A 21054-nucleotide genomic window follows, 5' to 3' on the forward strand; every position below is an offset into this window, starting at 1 on the left:
GTGATGCGCCGCCTGATCGCGGCCGCGGTGCTCGCCGCGCCTAACGTCATGGCCGCGCAGGCAGCGCCGGGGCGCACCTACGCGAACCCGCTCGACCTGGACTACAAGTACAACTTCGAGCAGCTCAACCAGGGGATCTCGTACCGGCAGGGCGCCGATCCGGTGATCGTGCCGCACCGCGGCGCGTACTACCTGTTCGTCACCGTGTCGGGTGGCTACTGGCGGTCGACGGATCTCGTGCGGTGGTCGTTCGTGACGCCGAGTCGCTGGCCGTTCCTCGACGTCGTCGCGCCGGCCGCGATCTCCACGGGCGACACGCTGCTGCTGCTGCCGTCGGCGACGATGCCGCAGCCGATCCTCTACTCGACGCGGCCGGAGACGGGACGGCTCGAGTTCTACAACCGGCTGCTGCCGCCGCTGCCGTACGCCGTGCAGCAGGGGAGCGAGCGCGCGGGGCAGCTCGTGCACCCCGACTCGGTGCAGCCCGGCCCGTGGGACCCGACGCTGTTCCGCGACGACGACGGGCGCTGGTATCTGTACTGGGGCTCGTCGAACGCGTACCCGCTGTACGGACTCGAGCTGGATCCGGCGCGGCGGCTCGCGTACAAGCACGAGCACCCGACGCATCTCCTGCGGCTGCATCCCGACGCGCACGGGTGGGAGCGGTTCGGGCGCGACCACCGCGACACGACGATCACGCCGTTCGTCGAGGGCGCGTGGATGACGAAGCACGGCGGGCGCTACTACCTGCAGTACTCGGCGCCGGGCACCGAGTACAACGTGTACGCGAACGGCACGTACGTCGGCGACGCGCCGTTAGGCCCGTTCACCTACGCGCCGTACAATCCCATCTCGTACAAGCCGGGCGGCTTCGTCACGGGCGCGGGGCACGGCAACACGTTCGCCGACGCGCACGGCAACTGGTGGAACACCGGCACGAGCTGGGTCGGCGTCAACTGGCCGTTCGAGCGGCGCGTCGTGATGTTCCCCGCCGGCTTCGACCGCGACGGCCAGCTGCACGTCGACACGCGGTTCGGCGACTTCCCCCACCGCGCGCCGACGTCGCGGTGGGACGACACGCGATCGACGTTCACCGGCTGGATGCTGCTCTCCTATCGCCGTCCCGCGGTCGCGTCGACGACGCGCGACACGTTCCCGGCGCGCAACGTCACCGACGAGGACCCGCGCACGTTCTGGGTGTCCGCCGCGAACCGCGCCGGCGAGACGCTCACCGTGGACCTCGGCGCGCCGCGCACCGTACGCGCGGCGCAGGTGAACTACACCGACTGGCGGTCGGACCGCTTCGCGAGCGACTCGTCGGTTTACACGACGTTCCGGCTGCAGACGTCGACCGACGGGACGACGTGGCGGACCGTCGCGGATCTCACGCGTGAGCGACGCGACCACGCGAACGCGTACGTGGAGCTCGCGGCGCCGGCGCGCGCCCGCTACGTGCGCTACGTGCACGGCCACGTCGGCGCGGCGAATCTCGCGATCAGCGACCTGCGCGTGTTCGGCACCGGTGATGGCGCGCGGCCGGGGACGCCCGACGGCCTAACGGTCCGCCGCCACGCCGACGCGCGCGACGCGACGATCACGTGGAGCCCCGTGCCCGGCGCGGTCGGCTACAACGTCCTGTGGGGGATCGCGCCGGACAAGCTGTACCAGACCTACCAGCTGTGGGCCGACCGCGGCACGTCGCTCGAGCTGCGCGCGCTCACCGCGGGACAGGGGTACTGGTTCGCGATCGAGGCGTTCGACGAGAACGGCGTCTCCGGACAGAGCCGGGTGGTCACAGCAGCGCCTTGATCCACCCGCCGTCGACCGGGATCGACGTCCCCGTGATGTAGCTCGCCCGGTCCGACGCGAGGAACGCGACGAGCGCCGCGAACTCGCGCGGCTCGCCGAGTCGTCCCATCGGGATCTCGCGCTCCCACGCCGCGAACGCCGCGGCGGTGTCGGTGCCGCGTGCGGCGGCGTTGTGCGCGGCGAGCTGCTCGACACGCTCGGTGCGCGTGTAGCCGGGGAGCACGTTGTTCACCGTGACGTTGTACGCGGCCACCTCGTTCGCGAGCGTGCGCGCCATGCCCGTGACGGCGGCGCGGATGCTGTTGGAGAGGACGAGGTTCTCCACCGGCTGCTTCACGGCGATCGACGTGACGTTGATGATGCGTCCCCAGCGGCGCTCCTTCATGCCGGGAAGCACGCCGCGCGTCAGCTCGAGCACCGAGTCGAGCAGCTGGCCGACGGCGGCGTGCCACGCGTCGCGCGAGTGGCTCTCGAACGGCCCCGGCGGCGGACCGCCGGTATTGGTCACGAGCACGTCGACGCGCCCGAACGCGTCCCTCGCCGCGGCGAGCACGCGCTCCACCTGCGCCGGGTCGCCGAGGTCCGCGGGATACGCGACGACGCGCACGCCCGACCGTCCGATCGCGTCCGCCGCCTCGCGCAGCGGCCCCTCGCCGCGCGAGCAGAGCACGAGGTCCGCGCCCTCCGCCGCCAGCTCCTCCGCCACCGCGCGTCCCAGCCCACGGCTCGCGCCGGCGACGAGCGCGACACGGCCGCGCAATCCGAGATCCATGCGAGTATCTCCTTATGGATCTCACGCCGAGGCGCGGAGAGCGCGGAGCACTGCAACGACCACTGGCGATCCAAGAGCGATGGTAAGGATCTCGAGATCCCTTCGATCGCCTGTGGATCCCCAGAGATAGTTGTCCGCGTTCTCCGCGTCTCCGCGTGAGACGGCGTTACTTCCGATGAAAGTACGAGTCCGTCCCGTCGAGCCAGTCCTGGCGCGGCGGGTTGAACACGTCGACGTCGAGCGTGTCCTCGAGCGCCGTCGCCTCGTGCGGCACGTTGGACGGGATCACCAGCACCTCGCCCGCGCGCACGTCGACCTCCCGCTCGCCGTTCTCGCCGAGGCGGAATCGGAGCGCGCCCTCGAGGATGTAGGTGATCTGCTCGTTCTCGTGCTGGTGCCGCGGGACGTGGCCGCCCTGCTTGATGTAGACGTGCGCGATCATCATGCGCGGGCCGGTGATGATGCGACGGTCGATCGTGTCGGTCACCCGCTCGCGCGGCATGTCGTCCCAGCGGAAGTGGCGGACGTCGGACTCGGTGGGCATGTACGCTCCGGATGTGGGCCGCCGCGAAACGTACACGGCGGCCCACGGCGCGTCACGCCACGAGTCACGCCACGATGCGCGCCACGACTCACTCCGCGCGCAGCGCCTGCGTCGGGCTGACGGCGAGCGCGCGCCGCGCCGGCACCGCGCACGCCAGGAGTCCCACGCCGAGCAGCCCGAGCACCACCGCCGCGAACGTCGGTGGGTCGACGGCCGAGACCTCCACGAGCAGTGAGCGGACGAGCCGCGTCAGCACGAGCGCGAACGCGACGCCGACGACGAGCCCCACGCCGGTGAGCCGCATCCCCTGCCGCAGGACGAGCCCGACGACCGCGCCGCGCGGCGCGCCGAGGGCCACGCGGAGCCCGAGCTCGTTCGTGCGCTGCGCGACGAGGTACGCGACCACGCCGTAGATGCCGATGCCGGCGAGGACGAGCGCGACGCCGGCGAACACACCGAGCAGCGTGGTGGTGAAGCGGCGGCTCGCGATGGAGCCGGAGACGATCTCGTTCATGGTGCGCACCTGGGTGATCGGCGCCGCTGGCGCCGCCGCGCGGATCGCGCGGCGCAGCGCCGGCGCGAGCGCGGCGGGGTCGCCCGTCGTGCGCACGGCGAGCGTCATCGACCAGGGAGTGTAGAGCGCGGCCGCCGTACCCTGCGCGTGCGCCACGTAGAACGTCGGCGGAACCTCGGCCTGGAAGCCGCCGGAGCGTACGTCGCGCACGACGCCCACCACGGTCGCCCACTCACCGCGACCGAACAGGCGAACCGTGTGGCCTAACGGATCCCGGTTCGGCCACATCTGCCGCGCCATCGTCTCGTTCACGACCATCACCGCGGGCGCGCCCTCGCGGTCGGTCGGCAGCAGTGGGCGGCCGCGCACGACGTGGATGCCGAGCGTGCGGAAGAAGTCGGGCGTCACGTGCACCGGCTTCGCCGACGGTGACTCGCTGATGTTCTTGAGCACGCGCCCGTCGAGGAGGATGCTCCAGCGGCTGTCGTCCTCGTTCGCGACGGGGAGCGTCGTCGCGGCGGCCGCGGACCGTACGCCGGGCACGGCCGACACGCGGTCGAGAATCTCGCGCCAGCGCTGGGCCGTGGTGGCGTCGGTCACGCTCGGGTCGTTGGGCGAGATGGGGGAGACGCGTGCGGTGAGCACGTGGTCCGGGGAGAAGCCGAGGTCCGTCGCCTGGATCTTCCACAGGCTGCGCAGCATGAGCCCCGCGCCGGACAGCGTCACGACGGCGAGCGCGACCTGCGCGACGACGAGCGCCGAGCGCGTGCGCCGCGTGGCGACCGACGTCGCGGCGCCGCGTCCGCCCTCGCGCAGCGGCTGCGCGGGCGCGCCGCGCGCCGCGCGCACCGCCGGTACGAGCGCCGCGAGCAGCCCGGAGAGCAGCGACACGCCGCCGGTGAATGCGAGCACGGCGGGATCGATCCGCACCTCGTCGAGGCGCGGGATGTTCGACGGCGCGAGCGCGAGCAGCCCGCGCGTCGCGGCCCACGCGGCGACGAGTCCCAACACGCCGCCGCCGATCGCCAGCAGCGCGCCTTCGGCGAGCACCTGCTGCGCGAGCTGGGTGCGCGACGCGCCGAGCGCCGCGCGCACCGCGAGCTCGCGTCGGCGCGACTCGCCGCGCGTGATGAGCAGGTTCGCGACGTTCACGCACGCGATGAGCAGCACGAACCCGACGGCGCCCATGAGCGCGAGCAGGAACGGCCGCGTGTCGCCGACGATCGCCTGCACGATCGGGTCGACGCGCGGTACGATCGGCGTGTCGGCGCCGTAGATGTCGGGGAAGTCGCGCTTCCAGCGCGCGACGAGCGTCGTCATCTCGGTGCGCGCCGCCTCCACCGTCGCGCCGGGACGTAGCCGCGCGACGCCGATCATCACGTGGTTGTTGCGCGTGTCGAGCGAGTCGGGGTTGAGCCGCATCGGCACCCACCCGGCGACCTCGGAGGCCGGATAGTCGAAGCGCGGCGGCATGACGCCGATGACGGTGCGCGGCACGCCGTTGATGTCGATCTTGCTGCCGACGATGTCCTTGCGGCCGCCAAGGTAGCCCTTCCACAGCGCGTCGCTGAGGATGATCGCGCGCGGCCCGCCGGGGCGCTCCTCCTCCGCGGTGAACGTGCGGCCCATCGCGGGCGACGCGCCCAACGTCGAGAAGAACTGGTCGGTGACGCGCGCGAGCGTCACGCGGTCGGGCTCCGCGCCGCCGGTGATCGTCGCGTCCGCGCCGCTGTAGCCGGCGATGGACGTGACGGCGCGCATGTCGCGCCGGAGGTCGTACAGCTCCATCTCGGCGAGCTGCGAGTACGGGTCGGCGAGCGTGACGCGCACGACGCGCTCTGGCTCGCGGAACGGCAGCGGGCGCAGGAGGATGCCGTTCACGACGCTGAAGATCGCGGCGTTCGCGCCGATGCCCAGCGCGAGCGTCGCCAGCACCACCGCGACGAACCCCGGCCGGCGGGAGAGGCTGCGCATCGCGAGGCGGAGATGACGGGACGACATCGGGTCGCGCTCCTGGTGCGGGAGTGGGGAAGGGATGCGCCGACGTGCGCGCTCGGCGAGGTGCTCGGCGGGCGCGTGCGCCGCGAGGTCGCCGAGCACGCGGAACCAGAGCGTGACGGCGCCGCCGCCTAACGCACGGTGCTCGCGCCATCGGTCGCGGTAGAAGTCGACCATGTCGTCGCCGACGCGGTCGCGGAACGCGGCGGGGTACACGCGGAGCAGCAGCCGGAAGAGACGCTCGCCCGGCGCGGGATCGCTGGAGCGCGGCGTCATGCCGGCTCCGGCGGGATGAGGCGCCGCGCCTCGGCGAGGCGCACGAGCGCGCGCAGGCGCAGCATCTCGGCGGCGAGCGCACGGTGGCCGGCGGCGGTGATGCGGTAGTACCGGCGCCGCTCGTCGTCCGCGTCGGGTGCGGCGCGGCGCCCGGACTCGTCGACGAAGCCGAGGTCCGTGAGCCGGCGGATCGAGCGGTACAGGTTCGCCGCCTCGAGCCGCAGCGCGCCGTCGGTGTGGTCGATGATGTCCTGCCGGATGCCGTAGCCGTGGCGCTCGCCCGCGGTGAGCATCGTGAGGATCAGGACGTCGACGTTCTTCAGGGGGAGGAACGTGTCGCTGGGCATGGCTCCTATGGTCGGATCGACTATAGGCGATCTGACAGCATGATGTGACGAATGGTTGCGAACCCCTCGTTGACTTAGGCGTCGCCGCGCCGTATCCCTAAGCCACGCAGGGGTCCCTCACCCGGAGCCGCTCATGGCCAGCGACCTGTTCGTCGGCACGCTCGACATCCTCGTGCTCAAGGCGGTGAGCTGGGGACCGCGCCACGGCTACGCCATCGGCCGCTGGATCCGCGACACCACCGCCGACGCGCTCACCGTGCAGGAGGGGGCGCTGTACCCCGCGCTGCACCGGCTCGAGAAGCGCGGCCTCCTCGCCGAGGAGTGGCGCGTCACCGACACCGGGCGCGAGGCGAAGTTCTACTCGCTCACCCCGACGGGCCGCGGGCAGCTCCGCGCCGAGGTGGAACGGTGGAACCGCTTCTCGCAGGCCGTCACGACCGCGCTGTCCTCGACCGCCGCCTAACGCCGGAGCCCGCGCCATGCCCACCCCACTTCGCCCCCGCGACGTGAAGGCCGACCCCCGCCGCGACGTCGACGCCGAGCTGCGCTACCACCTCGACATGCGGGCCGCCGAGTTCGAGGCGCACGGCATGTCGCCCGACGAGGCGCGTCGCGCCGCCGCCGCGTCGTTCGGCGACGTCGACGCCGTGGAAGAGGAGTGCGTCGACATCCGCGAGGAGCGCGAGCGCGTGCGGCGCGTCGCGACGGTGCGGTGGAACCTCGCGATGGACACGCGCTACGCGCTGCGCACGCTGCGCCGCTCGCCGCTGTTCACGATCGCCGCCGTGCTGACACTGGCGCTGGGCATCGGCGGTGCGGCGGCGGTGTTCACGCTCGTGAACGGCGTGCTGCTCCGCCCCCTGCCGTACGCCGACCCGTCGCGCCTCGTGATGGTCTGGTCCGCCGGTGACTTCGGCGGGTGGACCTCGACGGGGATGCCGCTGTCGGCGCCGGACTTCCTCGACATCCGCGAGCAGACGCGCGCGCTCTCGTCGATCGCCGCGTTCCGCTCGTCGCCGTACACGCTCGCGGGAGACGCCGCCGGGCAGGGGGCGACGATGGTCGCCGGCGTGCGCGCCGACCCCGCGCTGTTCCGGACGCTGGGCGTGCACCCGCTGCTCGGCCGCGACCTCACCGCCGACGACGCGCTCCCCGGCGCCGCGCGCGTCGCCGTCATCGGCTACGACCTCTGGCAGCGGCGCTTCGGCGGCGACCCGCGCATCGTCGGGCGTACGGTGACGCTGAGTGGCGAGTCGTTCAGCGTGGTCGGCGTGATGCCGAGCGGATTCGCGTTCCCGCGCGGCGCCGAGCTGCTCGCGGGGCTGCAGTTCCGGCCGCGCACCGAGCTGTGGACGCCGCTCATCTTCTCCGACCAGGATCGCGCCGCGCGCGGCACGGAGAACCTCGCCGCCGTCGCGCGGATCAAGCCGGGCTTCTCGACCGTGGACGCGCGCGTCGACCTCGCGCGCATCCGGCAGGCGCTCGCCGAGGAGTTCCCGAAGCTCTACGGCAAGATCGGCTTCGCCGCGATCTCGCTCGCCGAGCAGGCCGCGCGGCCGGTGCGCCGCGGACTGCTCATGCTGCTCGGTGCCGTCGGCTTCGTGCTGCTCATCGCGTGCGCGAACGTCGCGAACCTGCTCGTCGCCCGCGCGGCGCGGCGGGAGCGCGAGTTCGCGACGCGCGCCGCGCTCGGCGCCACGCGCGGCCGCGTCTTCCTCCAGCTCGTCGTCGAGAACGCGACGCTCGCGCTGACGGGCGGCGTGCTGGGGCTGGCCGCCGCGACGTTAGGCACGCGCGCGCTGCTCGGCCGTCTGCCGCACGACCTGCCGCGCGCCGACGACGTCGTGATCGACCTGCGCGTGGTCGGCGTGACGCTCGCCGCGGCGCTGCTCGCCGGCGTGGTGTTCGCCGCGGCCACGACCGCGCACGCCGGCGCCAGCGTCGCCGCGGCCGCCACGGGCGTGCGGACGACGAGCGGACGCGGGCAGCGCGCGGGACGCCGCCTGCTCGTCGCCGCCGAGGTCGCGCTGTCGCTCGTGCTGCTCGTGGGCGCGGGACTGCTCACGCGCAGCTTCGTCAAGCTCCAGTCGATCCAGCCGGGCTTCGACGCGCGCGGCGTGATGACCGCCGGGCTGCTCGCCCCGGTCGTCGGCGGATTCAACCCGCAGCGCGACGGCGACAAGTGGGCCGCGCTGTTCACCCAGTACGCCGAGCGTCTCGCCGCGCAGCCGGGCATCGCGGCGTCGGGCGGCGTGAGCGGGCTGCCGCTCACCGGCGCTGAGGAGGGGACAAACGTCCGCGTGGACGACCGCTCGCTCGAGGATCAGCCGGCGCACACGAACTACAGCATCGTCGTCGGCGACTACTTCGGCGCGATGCGCATCCCGCTGCTCGCCGGCCGCGCGCTGAACGCGCAGGACGGACTCGGGAGCCCGGGCGCGGCCGTCGTGAGCGAGACGTTCGTGCGCAAGTACCTGCCGGGGCTGTCGCCGTCCCAGGCGTTAGGCCATCGCCTCGGCATCGGCTTTCCTTTCGGCCTGCAGGGCCCCCGCGCGATCGTCGGCGTGGTCGGCGACGTGAAGACGTCGTCGCTCGACGCCGACGCGCCGGCGATGATGTACCTGCCGATCGGCCAGGTTCCGTACCCGGGCATGAGCCTCGTCGCGCGCGCGCGCAGCGGTGCGCCGACGGCGGCGCTGCCGCGCATGCGCCAGTCGCTCGCCGCAGTGGCGCCCACGCTCGCGTTGAGCGACGAGCGCCCGCTCGCCGACGTCGTCGCGGCGTCGATCTCCCGGCAGCGGTTCGCGCTCGCCGTCACCGGAGCGTTCGCAATCGTGGCGCTCGTGCTGTCGGCGGTCGGGCTATACGCGGTGATCGCCACCAGCGTCTCGCAGCGCACGCGCGAGCTCGGCGTGCGGCTCGCGTTGGGCGCGGCACCGCGCGACGTGCGCGCGCTCGTGCTGCGCGAGGGGCTGCGCGTGACCGGCTTCGGGGTCGTCGTGGGTCTCGCCGGCGCGTTCGCGGCTGCGCGTCTGCTGCGCGGCCAGCTCTACGACGTCGGCATCGCGGATCCGCTGGTGTACGTCGGCGTCGCCGTGCTCACGGCCGCCGTCGCGCTCGCGGCGACGTGGGTGCCGGCCCGTCGCGCGACGGAGGTCGACCCGGTGCTCGCGATCCGCGCCGACTGACGAGCGCTCACTCCTGCCACCCGCCCTCGTCGAGCTCCATGCCGACGAGGGCGCGCAGCGCGTCGAACGCGTCGCGCCGCTCGAAGTAGCTGGAGTGCGCACCGAGATGCGCGAGGACTCGCCGTCGCATGTCGTCGGGCGCGCGCGCATCCGCGCCGGTGAGCTTCAGCAGCAGCGCGGCGCACGCGGGCGCGCAGTCGGTGGCGTTCCAGCTCGCCCACAGCAGCGCCTGACGCACCGCGGGCGTGTCGTGCGACTCGGCCAGCGTGAGCGCGCGTCCGAGACCGTTCGCGGGGCGATCGAGCGCCCGGATGGCGCGCGCGAGCACGCGCTCCAGGTCGAACGACGGATCGATGCGGTGCAGGGCCGCCGCCGCGACGAGCCGCCTGTCGATCGACAGCCGATCGTTCACGGCCTCGCGCAGCGCGGCGACGGATATCTCTTCGATGCGCTCGGGCGACGGCGCCGGTGTCCGGCGTCGCTGGATCGCGCGCGGCACGTTCGGCGTGCGCGGATGCGCGATCTCGATCACGCCGCGCTCGAGATCGAGCGCGAACGGCGCCCCGTCCGCGCGCCGCCGCGCCGCGGCCGTGGCGACCGCCTCGTAGATCTCCCGCTGCCGCCCGGCGGCCCACGGATGCTGCCCGTCCCACGCCGCGGCCGTCGGTCCGAAGATCAGCGCGAGCGTCGGCGGCAGCGCAAACTGCCAGTCGAACGCGGCGACGTGCTGCTGCTCGCGGTAGTAGATCGACCCGCCGCGGCCGCTCTGCGTGATCTCGATGGTCGGCACGGTCGCGCGATCAGCGCCCGAACAGCGCGTCGTGCTTGCCGGTCGCGAGCTCGGCGTCGAACCGTCGCGCGATCGTGTCGAGGATGCGCGTGTCGGGCGCCTGATACTCCGTCTGCACGTCGACGTAGTGATCGTCCGGGCGGCACGCGACGGTGATCTGCTGCCCGTCGATGCGCAGCGGGTGCTCGCGCGCATCCGATTCGCGCGGCAGCGGCTCGGCGCGGAACTCGCGCGCGAGGAACGCGAGCACCGCGTCGCACAGCGCCGCCGTCGCGGGCTCGAGACGGTACCAGCGCACGGAGCTCGAGACGTCGGACAGCTCGCCGCGGTACGGGATCGGCACGAAGCCGGTCCGCTCGACGAGCCGGTCGACGCCGGCCGCGTCGCGCCGCCACGCGAAGTGGTGCGTCACCCACGCCGGATCGAGCGCGTCGACCGACTTGTAGCGCATGCGCCGCGGGTCGATGGGGAGCGCGTAGTTGCGGCGCTCCACGGCGTCGGTGACGACGAGCTGCGGCCGTCCTTGCTCCTGGCCCGCGTGGCCGAAGCGCACGAAGCTGCGCCGGTCCGGGGAGAGGCCGAGCGGCGGGATGCCCGCCACCTGCTCGCCATGTCCGGCCTGGAGCGGCCGCACCATCAGGCGCCCGGCGTCGAGGACGACGTCGCGCAGCAGGAACACACCGCCGCTGCCTAACGTCTCGCGGTCGACACGGCCGCTCGTGCGCTCGCGACGCCGGGCGGCGTGCCATCGCTCCGCGTCGCTCGTGAGCTCCACCGCCTCGCTGGCGCCGTAGCACTCGCCCACCAGCTCGACGTGCGGCTCACCGCCTTCCTCGCGCGCGAGGTAGCAGGTGCCCGAGCCGTCGCCCGCGTCCGGCGCGTGCAGCAGCAGCGCCCGCCCGCCGGGAAGCGCGGCCACCTCGTCGAACCGGTCGTGGCGCGCGCCGTCGTGCTCCGCGGCGACGACCTTGCCGCCATGCCGCACCGTGAACTCGACGGTCCCGCTCGTGGTCCTGCCCGACTGGTGGAATTCGTGGCCGAGTGTGACGATCTCGAACGGGCCCGACGTCTCGGAGCGTACCGGCTCGCCGTCGAGCGCCACGCGGTAGCGGACCGCGAACCCGTCGCGCGTCCGCGGCACCCAGTCGCTCCACGCGCGGTCGGACGAAGCGGGGCGCGCGCGGAGCGGCAGATCGAATCCGGCGACGATCGAGTCGCCGAGCTGCACGAACAACGCGCGCCGGCCACGCGTGGTGAAGACGTTGACGACGCCGGGTGCGATCCAGCGGCCGTCGACCAGCCGCGCGTCGTCCTTCCACAGCGGGCCGAGGCGCGAGGCGCGCGCGACGCCCGACGTGACGCGCGAGAGCCGCACGAACGCCTCGCCAGGCTCCGTCGCGGGCGACGCGGCGTTCGTCGCCGGCCACTGCACCTCCACGGCGAGCAGCAGCTCCTTGCCGTCGATCTCGGGCGGCACGTCGGCGAGCGCGCGTGCCGTCAACCCGACGACGCCGACGAGCGCGAGGATGCTTCCCTCCGAAGCGCCTAACGCCTTCACGAACCCGCTGCCGACGGTGCGGCTCGCGACGAGGCCCACCACGACGCCGGCGACGCCGCCGACGAGCGCGAGCCCGACGACCATGTAGCCCGCGCCTCCCTCGAACGACGACACGCGGTACCAGCCAACCGCGAGGTTCGCGACGTAGCCCGCGGCGAGCATGCCGACGACGCCCGTGAGCAGCGCGATCGCGATGGAGCCGGGCCAGCTCACGTACGTCTCCGCACCAGCTTCTCGGCCGTGTGCGTCGCCGACCAGCGCGCGACCTTCGTCGCGGTGAGGCCGACGTCGTTGCCGGCGGCGAAGATCGCGGTGTCCAGCACACCGCCCGGCCCCTTCGGGTGCACGACCCACAGCGCGCCACGCTCGGCGAGCGCCGACACCGCCTTCGCGATGCGCGGCAGCTCGGCGTCGCGGTCGACGGCGAGGAAGATCACGTCGCACCCGGTGGCGCGCGGCGAGGTGGTGACGTCAGGCGTGCGCTCACGCAGCGACGCGAGGAACGCGTCGTCGGCGAGGCCGAGCACGCAGACCTTCGCGCCCGGCTTCACGTCCAGCTTGTCGATGAGCGGCTTCGGCGCCTCGGCCACGCGCGCGCGCCACTTCTCGGCGTCGGCCCCGAGCACGAGCGAGAGCGTGCCCGCGGCGTGCGTGACGGTGAGCGTGCCCTTCGCGGCGCGCACGTCGGTGATCGACGCGCGGGGAATGCGCACGCGCGCCGGTCCGCGGACGATCAGCTCGTCCGTCTCCAACAGCACGGCCGCGTCGTCGGCCTCGCGTGTCGCACCGTCGACGTCGCGCACGCGCACATGGCAGCGGGTCTCGAGTCCCACGTCACGCCCCCAGCGTCTCGACGGCGACCGGACGCGGCGTCGGCTCGGCCCCGAACTTCCGGCCCAACGCGCGGAGCGTGCGGTCGATCGTCGCGGTGTGTCCCATGACGAAGCGCGACACGAAGCGGAACAGCGGGTTGTGGACGGAGCCGCGCTCGATGACGGTGACCGTGCTCGCGCCGTCGCCGTCGGGGACGATGCGCCAGTCCCACGCGCCGCCGAACGGGAGGTCGGCGTCGGTGATGCGGCTGACGAAGCGTCGCGGCGGGTCGGCGAGCTCGGTGGCGTAGCTGATCGGACGCTCGCCGCCGTGCTCGCGCCACGCGGGACCGTTAGGCGCATCGGGAAGCCGCTCGACGCGCTGCACGTCGTCGCGCCACGTCGGCAGCGCGGCCGGATCGGCGATCAGCGCCCACACGGCCGTCGGCGGCGCGGCGATGCGCGCGGTGAGCGCGGCGACGTGGTCGCGGGGGAGCGTCCAGCCGACGGCGGCGACGAGCAGCACGAGGGCGACGACGGCGCCGAGTCCATAGGCGAGCCAGCGCATGCGAGGGACGGGTTGGATGTTGGGTCGAGCAGGTCGCTCGCTATGCTCTTGACGACTTCGAGAGGGAGCGGGAGCGGCGCTGCTGGGCGGCGACGGCGGCGCGGGCGAGCGCGGCGAGGCCGTCGAGCGCGGCACGGCGCTCGGCGGCGGGGAGCTCGGCGAGCATGTCCGCGACGAGATCGGGCTCGAGCACCGAGTGCGCGGCGCGGACGCGGGCGCCGGCATCGGTCAGGCGGAGCTGCACGCGACGGCGGTCGGCGGGGTCGAGCACGCGGTCGACGTAGCCCTGCCGGACGAGCCGCCCGACGGCGATGGACATGGTGCCGGGCGTGACGCCCATGTGCTCGGCCAGCTCGCCGAGGATCGTCGGCTGCACGGTATCGAGGTGGTCGAGGATGCTGACCTGGTGGGTGCTCACGAGCGCGCCGCTGTCCGGGTCGCGCACGTGGCGGCGGTGGCAGCCGAAGTAGATCCGCGGATAGTCGCGGAAGACGGCGGCGACGTCGTCCGGCAGAGTCGGCGGGGCAGTCACGGGCCCACGATAGGGCATTTATTTGGTTTGTCAATACAAAACATTTTTCGGGAACACCGGGCATCCGGTCGGCGTTTCAAGGACGTAGACCGTGCGACTCCTTCCGACCACCGCCATGACCCGCGCCTTCCTGTTCGCCGCCGCGCTGCTCGCTGCGCTCCCCGCCGCCGCCCAAACGACCGCGAAGCGGAGCGACGCCGACCTGCGGCGCGCGCTCACGCCGCTGCAGTACGAGGTCACGCAGCACGCCGCCACCGAGACGCCGTTCCGCAACGCGTTCTGGGACAACCACCGCGCCGGCATCTACGTCGACATCGTCTCCGGCGAGCCGCTGTTCTCGTCGCTCGACAAGTTCGACTCGGGGACCGGCTGGCCGAGCTTCACGCGGCCGCTCGAGCCGACGAACATCAAGCAGAACGTCGACCGCGAGCTCGGCATGGTGCGCACCGAGGTCCGCTCCACGCACGCGAACTCGCACCTCGGCCACCTGTTCGACGACGGACCGGCGCCGACGGGGCTCCGCTACTGCATCAACTCCGCGTCCCTGCGCTTCGTGCCGGTCGATTCGCTGCAGGCGCTCGGCTACGGGAAGTACGCGGCGGCGTTCAAGGCAAAGCGTTAGGCGGGTCGGCGGACCTCACGCGGAACTTTGAACCGCAGAGGGCCGCAGAGAACGGCAACTGCTTTTCAACCACAGAGGACACAGAGGACACGGAGGAAACCACCTCTTTTGAAAGGTTCTCCTCTGTGTCCTCTGCGTCCTCTGTGGTTCAAAACGAAAGGCTCCGCGGCCCTCTGCGGTTTCAATTCGAGGAGCCCCGAGTGCCGCGCGTCACGCCGAGCCGGAGCACGTCCGGCCGCGCGTAGTGGCCGGTGACGTCGAGCGACATGCGCTCCTCGTGCAGCCGCGCGAGATCGAGGTCGGCGACGATGAGGCGCGGCTCGTCGTAGACCGGCTCGACGACGTAGCGGCCGTCGGGGCCGACGATCGCGCTGCCGCCACGCATGACCCACTGGTCGGGGTGCGTCACGCGGCCGGGGTGGGGCTCCAGCTCCGGCGGCAGCGACGACGCGCGCAGGAGCGAGCCGGCGACGAGCACGTAGCAGCGCCCCTCGAACGCGTACGAGCGGCTCGCGACCTGGAGCATCTCGTGCGCGGTGGGCCACAGCGCGACGTGAAGATCTTCCCCGGACTCGTGCAGCGCATGACGCGCGAGCGGCATCCAGTGCTCCCAGCACACGAGCGCGCCCACGCGGCCCGCCGGCGTATCGACGGCGCGCAGCCCATCCGCGTCGCCCGGTCCCCACACCATGCGCTCGGTATAGGTCGGCACCAGCTTGCGATGATGGTTGAGCAGCCCGCCGTCGGGACCGAACGTGAGCGCCGCGTTGTACAGCGTGCCGCGCCCCGGTCCCGCATCCACGCGCTCCACGACGCCGACGACGAGCGTCACCTGCGCGTCGCGGGCGAGCGTGCCTAACGCGTCCGCCGCCGGCCCGGGCACCGCGACGGCGTTCGCCATCATGCGCGCGTGGACCGCCTTCACCGGCGCATGGTCCCAGAGCGCGACGTCGCGGCAGACGTCGAGCCACACCGGGTAGCCGGGAAGCCACGTCTCCGGAAAGACGACGAGCTGCGCGCCCTGCTCGGCGGCAGCTCGTGTCAGCTCTTCGGTGCGGCGAAGTCCCTCGTCGAGGGTCGGCGCGATCTCGTGCTGGGCGATGGCGACGCGGGGCATGCGTTCAACTTACACGCGGAGCCGTGCGCCGCCGCGCGCTCAGTCGCGTCCCCCGATGGCGGCGACCTGCGTCACGTCGATCCCGCCCACCGCCATCGACGAGAGCGTCAGGGTGAGCGAGAACTTGGAGAACTTGGTCGCGATCTTCACCGGGTAGCGCGCGTCGTCGTCCGTGAACCAGATGCGCGCGTCGCCGTCCTCGGCGAACAGGCCCTTCGTGCGGATCGTCGGATGCACGACGACCGTCGCGAACGTGCCCGCGCCGACGGTGACGGTGTCGCGCGCGACGCCAGTGAGGACGACCGGGTTGCGATCGGGCTTGAAGTAGCGGTCGAAGCGCTGCGTCTCGCCCACCCGGACACCGGCGTGGCGCACGGCGTAGATGAACGAGCCATCGTCGAGCGGGTTCGCGACGCTCGCTTCGGCGGAGTCGCCGTCTTCCTGGTACACGGCGCGCTCCGGGTAGATCTCGTACGTGCGCGACCGCTTGTACTTGCCCTCGGAGATGGACTGCGCGAAGCGGAGCGACGCGTGCGTCGCCGTGTCCACCCAGCTGTCGTAGCGGTCGTGCACGCGGAAGAACGGCACACCGCCGTCGACGGTGAACACGAGGTGGTAGGCCGGGCGCCCGCGCACGATCTCGATCCCCTCGACGCGCATGCGGGCCGTGCCCGCGCGGATGCCGCCTAACGTGGCCTTGTAGGTCAGCTCCTCGCCCACGGCGAACGTCGCACGGGCCTCACCCCCGGCGCCCGCGCGCGACGCGACCGTCGCGATCTGCGCGTCGGCGGTCGCCGCCAGTCCGGCGAGCGCCGCTGCCGCGGCGAGGGTCAGCGCACGACCGGTGCGCGCGGCGAACGTGTGGCTGCTCATATGGGCTCTCCGCGCGCCGGGGCGCGCAGCTCGATGTCGTGTGGTGCTACGTCGGATCCGTCCGTGTGGATCTCACGCGGTTCACGGCGCGACGCGGACAGCGCGCCAGAGACCGCGCTCCTCGCCGACGAGCGTGGCCGCGCCCTCCACGGTGAAACGACCGGTGAGCGTGTCGCCCCTCACCGTGCCGCGGAACGTCGCGCGCGCCGTGCAGTTGCATGCCGGGTCGAAGAACGAGTCGAGGCGCAGGACGAGCTGATCGCCGTCGCGCGTCGCGTCGACGACAGGTACGCGCACGAGCGTCACCGCGTCGTCACCGGCGCGTCCGAACGCGTCGTGGGCACCCGCCGCGCGCCACGCGACCGTGCCGCCGACGCCGTTCGCCGATGGGCCGAGCGCGAGCGCCAGCGCGCCGCGCTGCCCGTAGGTGCGACCGACGTAGGTGCCCTGCCACAGCTCGACGGCCGGTGCCGCGGCGCGCGGCGCGAACGCCGGCGCGACCAGCGGACGAGCGTCGCGCGTGAGCGCGGTCGTGCGGGCCGCCGGGCCGGCCGGCGCGAGCTCGGCGAGCGTGATCGGCGCGAACGTCGGCGCACGCTGGGGCGCGACCGGCGCGAGCGCGACCTCGCCGGCGGACGCCTCGCGCACCGTACCGCCGTGGGCGCAGGCGCCGAGCGCCAGCATCGATGCGGCCGCGACTGCAGCGATCAGGATGCGGGCGTGCGGACGACGAACTGCGGTGGCGGTGGACTCGACTCGCATGGCGGTACCCTCCTGAACGGCTCCTTCCGGGCGGCGGCTCGCTCCACCGTTACGTCGAACGAGCGGCGGCCGGATCGACATTCCCGGGGAGGCCGGCTGTCAATACGTAATGCTCAGTGCTACAGAATGGTTCACGTCGAAGGACGGCTTCGGCATCGTCAGACCGTCGTGGTCAGGGCCAGCAGCTCCGCGGTCGGCACCGGGTGCTCGCGCGTCTCGCACGCGAAGCGGTGGTCGGCGCCGGCGCGCGCGTGCACGCGGGCGATGACGTCCGCGAGGGTGACGCCGGCGAGCGAGCGCTCGAGCGCCGAAGTGGCGTCGGCGAAGACCTCGCCCAGCACCGGCCGCACGGCGCGGTTCAGGGAGCAGGACGGGTTGCCGCCGCTCCGCGGGAGCGCGAACAGCTCGTCGTCGTCGACCGCGCGCCAGATGTCGGCGAGCGTGATCTCCTCGGGCGCCCGGCCGAGCCGCGCACCCCCGTTCGGCCCCATCTGCCCGACCACGAGCCCGGCCTTGCCGAGCGCCTGGAACAGCCGGCGGATCGAGACGGCGTTCGTCTGGACGCTCGCCGCGATCCGGTCGGACGTGACCGCGCACTCGTCGGCGCAGGCGAGCATGCCGAGAGTGTGGATGGCGACGGCGAGGCGGGCGTTGGCGGACATGGAGTGTAACCTATGATGTTACGCATTGACCCGCAAGGACCCTCGAACGGCGCCGCACCCGCTTCCGCGGTATCCCGCTAGTCGGCCCGCAGGGCCTCGAGCGGCGCCGTGCGGGCGGCGCGGATCGCGGGCAGCGACGCGGCGGCGAGCGCGCTGGCGGCGAGGACGCCGACGGCGAGCGCGATCGACGGCAGGTCGAAGCGGTTCACCTGGAAGAGCTGGTCGCGGAGCAGCGACGTCGCGAGCAGCGCCGCGGGGATGCCGATCGCGACGCCCGCGGCGAGCAGGCGCCCCGCCTCGCCGAGGACGAGCCGCGTGACGCGGCGGCCGTCGGCGCCGAGGGCCATGCGGAGGCCGAACTCGTTCGTGCGCCGCATCGTCGAGAACGCGATGACGCCGTACAGGCCGAGCGCGGCGAGGACAAGCGCGAGGCCGCCGAACAGCGAGACGACGTGCGACACGAGCCGGTCCTGTCCGATGGAGTCCTTCACGAGGTCGTCGACCGCGTCCACCGAGAGCACGGCGACGGCCGGGTCGGCGGCGCGGAGGGCGCGCCTAACGGCGTCGACGAGCCGGCGCGGCTCGCCCTCCGTGCGCACCTGGAAGTAGACCTGCCCCGGAAGCCGCTGCATCTGCAGCATCGGCACGTACAGGCGGCGTCCCGGGGGCTCTCGCACGCCCTGCTCCTGCACGTCGCGCACGATGCCCACGATCTCGTACGACGCGCTGTCCATGGTGACGTGCCGGCCGATCGCGTCGGCGTGCGGGAAGTAGTAGCGCGCCATCGTCTCGTTCACGATCGCGACGCGCGCGCCGGTCCCGTCGTCGCGCGTCTCGACGTCGCGCCCGCGGAGCAGGTGGGCCCCCGTGGCGCGGAAGTAGCCCGGGCCGACGTCGTCGTAGGCGACGAGCGTGTCGCTGTCGGCGCGGGCGCGGAAGGCCTCGATCTGCAGCGTCGTGCCCGACTCGGTGCCGCTGAAGATGCCGTTCTCGGAGTACGTGACGTCGTGCACGCCGGGAACGCGGCGCGCGCGCTCGGTGAGGTCGGCGAGGAGCGCGCCGAGGCGCGGACCCTCGTAGCCGGCACGCTGCGCGTCGACGCGGGCGACGAGCAGGCGATCGCGGGCGACGCCGATGTCCGCGCGCTCGAGCTTCTGCGTGCTGCGCACGAGCATCCCGGTCGCGACGAGGAGCAGCGTGGAGAGCGCGACCTGCGCCACGACGAGCAGGCGGCCTAACGGAATGCGCCCGGTGCCGCGCGCCGTGCCGGTGAGACCGCGTCCCTGCGTGCGCAGCGCGGCGGCGAGCTGCACGCGGGTGGCGTGCAGCGACGGCGCGAGCCCGAACACGAGCGCGGTGAGCACCGCGAGCCCCGCGGTGAACGCGAGGACGCGCACGTCGACGCGCGCATCGAGCGGGATGGGAGACGCGCCGGGGCTCGCGAGGCGGAGCAGGGCACCGCTGCCCCACACGGCGACGAGCGCGCCGAGCGCGCCGCCAGCCATGGCGAGGACGAGGCTCTCGACGAGGAGCTGCTGCAGGAGCCGCAGCCGACCGGCGCCGATCGCCATGCGCACGCTCATCTCGCGCCCGCGCGCGGTGGCGCGCGCGAGCAGGAGATTGGCGACGTTCGCGCAGATGACGAGCAGCACGAGCGCGACGGCCGCGGAGAGGATGTAGAGCGCGGCCGCGTAGGTCTTGCGATAGTAGGAGAAGCCGCGCGCCCCGGCCTCGACCATCACGCCCTCGTCCTTCAGCTGCCGCTCGACCGCGGCGACGTCGTTGCCGGTGGCGTGGGTGCGCAGCGACCGCGCGGTCGCCGCGGCGATCGCGACGCGCGCCTGCTCGAGCGTGACGTTCGGCGCGCGCCGTCCCATGAGCAGCAGCCAGCTCGTGCCGCGGTCCTCGAGCCATGGGCTGTTGGGCATGAGCGCGGGCTGCATCATGAGCGGGATCCAGACGTCCATCGCCTGGCCCACGACGTCGCCCGTGAAGCCGGGCGGCGCGACGCCGACGATGGTGAGCGGCGTCCCGTTCACGGTGATCGACGATCCGACGGCGGCACGGTCGGCGCCGAAGCGGCGCGTCCAGTAGCCGTGACTGATGACGACGACCGGCGCGCCGCCGGGCGTGCGGTCCTCCTCGGCGGTGAACGTTCGGCCGAGGAACGCGGGGACGCCGAGGACGGAGAAGAAGTTCGCGGAGACGTAGCGCGCGCGCGGGTGCTCCGGCTCGGCGCCCGCGCGCACGGCGCCGGTGCTGTCGCGCGAGATGAGCACGTCGAGACGGCTGGAGCGGCCGGTGGCGTAGAGCCCCGAGACGGCGCGTCCCTGTACCGCGTCGCGCACGTCGGCGAACAGCGGGACCGAGAACAGGTCGGCGCGCGGCGAGCCGTTGGAGAGCGAGCCGGTGCGCCACGGCGCGCCGACGGTGACGAGCTGCTCCGGGTGCGCGACCGGGAGCGCGCGCAGCAGCAGCGCGTCGACGAGCGTGAACATCGCGGCGTTCGCACCGATGCCCAGCGCGAGGATGGCCAGGAGCACGGCGGTGAAGCCCTTGCGCTGCGCGAGCGAGCGCGCGGCGTAGGCGGCGTCCTGCCGCAGATCGTCGAGTCGGATCGCGCGTCGCATGGCCCGGTCCCGTTCGCGGTCGATGGTGAGACACTCGCTGCGGACGGCGGCGAGGTCGCCGAACAGCTGCATCGCCTGCTCACGCGCCGCGGCCTCGTCGACGCCCTGGGCGACGAGGCGCTTCACGCGCATGGCCAGGTGGAACTCCAGCTCGGAGTCGAGGTCGCGCTCGACGCGTCGCGGGCCCGCGGCGAGGCGGAACGCGGGGCGCCGCTCGTCGCGCATCAGACGGGCACCGGCGCGGCGCCGGGCCCGGTGGCGCGGAGCGCACGCCCCGCGGCGTCGACGAACTCGTGCCATGCGGACGAGCCGCTCTGGAGCCGGCGCCGGCCGGCGGGGCTCAGGCGGTAGTACTTCGCTGTGCGGTTGTTCTCGGAGAGGCCCCATTCCGCCTCGACGAGTTCCTGACGCTCGAGCCGGTGCAGCGCCGGGTAGAGCGTGCCCTCGCCGACGCCTAACGCGGCATCGGTGGCCTGCTCGATCCACTCGGCGACGCCGTAGCCGTGGCGCGGCCCCCACGAGAGCGCCTTGAGGATCAGGAGGTCGAGCGTGCCGCGCATGAGACTGACGTCGAGCTCGGACATCGGGCCGTCGCTCCGGGTACGGGTCGGGGTTTCCGCCAGGATGACGCCCGTCCCATCGTGACGCAAGGGGTCCGTGACGAACTCCCCTTGACATCC

At 73.2% G+C, this 21054-nt stretch carries 19 protein-coding genes; 4 read left to right on the forward strand and 15 right to left on the reverse strand.

Annotated features, from left to right (window positions below):
* Positions 1-3: 3 nt before the first annotated feature.
* Entirely contained in the window at positions 4-1809 is a 1806-nt protein-coding gene (locus J421_RS31720; protein ID WP_025415163.1) for a family 43 glycosylhydrolase, read from the forward strand.
* Here J421_RS31720 and J421_RS31725 read toward each other — a convergent pair.
* The 4 genes from J421_RS31725 to J421_RS31740 all read right to left on the reverse strand — a co-directional run bounded on the left by J421_RS31725 (position 1793) and on the right by J421_RS31740 (position 6260).
* Positions 1793-2581: an SDR family oxidoreductase gene (locus tag J421_RS31725; RefSeq protein WP_025415164.1), complete on the reverse strand. Its 789-nt coding sequence runs from the start codon at positions 2579-2581 to the stop codon at positions 1793-1795. The two genes, J421_RS31720 and J421_RS31725, sit on opposite strands and share 17 nt — an antisense overlap.
* Before the next feature lie 166 nt (positions 2582-2747).
* On the reverse strand, positions 2748-3125 hold the full coding sequence (locus J421_RS31730) for a cupin domain-containing protein (RefSeq protein ID WP_025415165.1): 378 nt from the start codon (positions 3123-3125) through the stop codon (positions 2748-2750).
* An 88-nt stretch (positions 3126-3213) separates the two neighbouring features.
* Positions 3214-5913, reverse strand: a complete 2700-nt coding sequence (locus J421_RS31735) for an ABC transporter permease (RefSeq protein ID WP_104023583.1) — start codon at positions 5911-5913, stop codon at positions 3214-3216.
* A complete protein-coding gene (locus J421_RS31740) occupies positions 5910-6260 on the reverse strand; it encodes a PadR family transcriptional regulator (protein ID WP_025415167.1) in 351 nt (116 codons plus the stop codon). Before J421_RS31740 ends, J421_RS31735 begins: the two co-directional genes overlap by 4 nt.
* A gap of 133 nt (positions 6261-6393) precedes the next feature.
* Here J421_RS31740 and J421_RS31745 point away from each other — a divergent pair, with 133 nt between their 5' ends.
* Both J421_RS31745 and J421_RS31750 read left to right on the forward strand, forming a co-directional pair.
* Entirely contained in the window at positions 6394-6723 is a 330-nt protein-coding gene (locus tag J421_RS31745) for a PadR family transcriptional regulator (RefSeq protein ID WP_025415168.1), read from the forward strand.
* Between the two features lie 16 nt (positions 6724-6739).
* Positions 6740-9448 carry an ABC transporter permease gene (locus J421_RS31750; protein WP_104023584.1) on the forward strand — a complete coding sequence of 903 codons (2709 nt, stop codon included), beginning with the start codon at positions 6740-6742 and terminating at the stop codon, positions 9446-9448.
* Between the two features lie 7 nt (positions 9449-9455).
* Here the strand turns inward: J421_RS31750 and J421_RS31755 are convergent, their stop codons facing one another.
* From J421_RS31755 to J421_RS31775, 5 genes are read right to left on the reverse strand one after another with little or no spacing between them, the layout of a single operon-like run.
* Positions 9456-10238 (reverse strand): hypothetical protein, encoded by a 783-nt coding sequence (locus tag J421_RS31755; RefSeq protein ID WP_025415170.1) that lies wholly within the window; start codon positions 10236-10238, stop codon positions 9456-9458.
* A gap of 10 nt (positions 10239-10248) precedes the next feature.
* Positions 10249-12009 carry a hypothetical protein gene (locus tag J421_RS31760; RefSeq protein WP_025415171.1) on the reverse strand — a complete coding sequence of 587 codons (1761 nt, stop codon included), beginning with the start codon at positions 12007-12009 and terminating at the stop codon, positions 10249-10251.
* Positions 12006-12629 carry a DUF3052 family protein gene (locus J421_RS31765; RefSeq protein ID WP_148306674.1) on the reverse strand — a complete coding sequence of 208 codons (624 nt, stop codon included), beginning with the start codon at positions 12627-12629 and terminating at the stop codon, positions 12006-12008. Before J421_RS31765 ends, J421_RS31760 begins: the two co-directional genes overlap by 4 nt.
* 1 nt (position 12630) lies before the next feature.
* Positions 12631-13176 (reverse strand): SRPBCC family protein, encoded by a 546-nt coding sequence (locus tag J421_RS31770; protein WP_025415173.1) that lies wholly within the window; start codon positions 13174-13176, stop codon positions 12631-12633.
* Between the two features lie 40 nt (positions 13177-13216).
* Entirely contained in the window at positions 13217-13708 is a 492-nt protein-coding gene (locus tag J421_RS31775; RefSeq protein ID WP_025415174.1) for a MarR family winged helix-turn-helix transcriptional regulator, read from the reverse strand.
* A 115-nt stretch (positions 13709-13823) separates the two neighbouring features.
* Between J421_RS31775 and msrB the strand changes: the two genes are divergently transcribed.
* Positions 13824-14330, forward strand: a complete 507-nt coding sequence (gene msrB / locus J421_RS31780) for a peptide-methionine (R)-S-oxide reductase MsrB (RefSeq protein WP_025415175.1) — start codon at positions 13824-13826, stop codon at positions 14328-14330.
* Between the two features lie 181 nt (positions 14331-14511).
* On the opposite strand, the gene J421_RS31785 is transcribed toward msrB, so the two are convergent.
* From J421_RS31785 to J421_RS31810, 6 genes are all read right to left on the reverse strand, one after another.
* Positions 14512-15447, reverse strand: a complete 936-nt coding sequence (locus tag J421_RS31785) for a carbon-nitrogen hydrolase family protein (protein ID WP_025415176.1) — start codon at positions 15445-15447, stop codon at positions 14512-14514.
* Positions 15448-15486: 39 nt separating this feature from the next.
* Positions 15487-16320, reverse strand: coding sequence for a DUF3108 domain-containing protein (locus J421_RS31790; RefSeq protein WP_025415177.1), 834 nt, complete (start codon positions 16318-16320; stop codon positions 15487-15489).
* Between the two features lie 81 nt (positions 16321-16401).
* Positions 16402-17082, reverse strand: coding sequence for a hypothetical protein (locus tag J421_RS31795; protein WP_148306675.1), 681 nt, complete (start codon positions 17080-17082; stop codon positions 16402-16404).
* A gap of 158 nt (positions 17083-17240) precedes the next feature.
* Entirely contained in the window at positions 17241-17744 is a 504-nt protein-coding gene (locus tag J421_RS31800) for an Rrf2 family transcriptional regulator (protein WP_025415179.1), read from the reverse strand.
* A 77-nt stretch (positions 17745-17821) separates the two neighbouring features.
* Positions 17822-20599, reverse strand: coding sequence for an ABC transporter permease (locus J421_RS31805; RefSeq protein WP_025415180.1), 2778 nt, complete (start codon positions 20597-20599; stop codon positions 17822-17824).
* Positions 20599-20958 (reverse strand): PadR family transcriptional regulator, encoded by a 360-nt coding sequence (locus J421_RS31810; RefSeq protein ID WP_025415181.1) that lies wholly within the window; start codon positions 20956-20958, stop codon positions 20599-20601. Before J421_RS31810 ends, J421_RS31805 begins: the two co-directional genes overlap by 1 nt.
* Between the last annotated feature and the right edge of the window lie 96 nt (positions 20959-21054).

Source organism: Gemmatirosa kalamazoonensis, assembly GCF_000522985.1.
Lineage (GTDB): Bacteria > Gemmatimonadota > Gemmatimonadetes > Gemmatimonadales > Gemmatimonadaceae > Gemmatirosa > Gemmatirosa kalamazoonensis.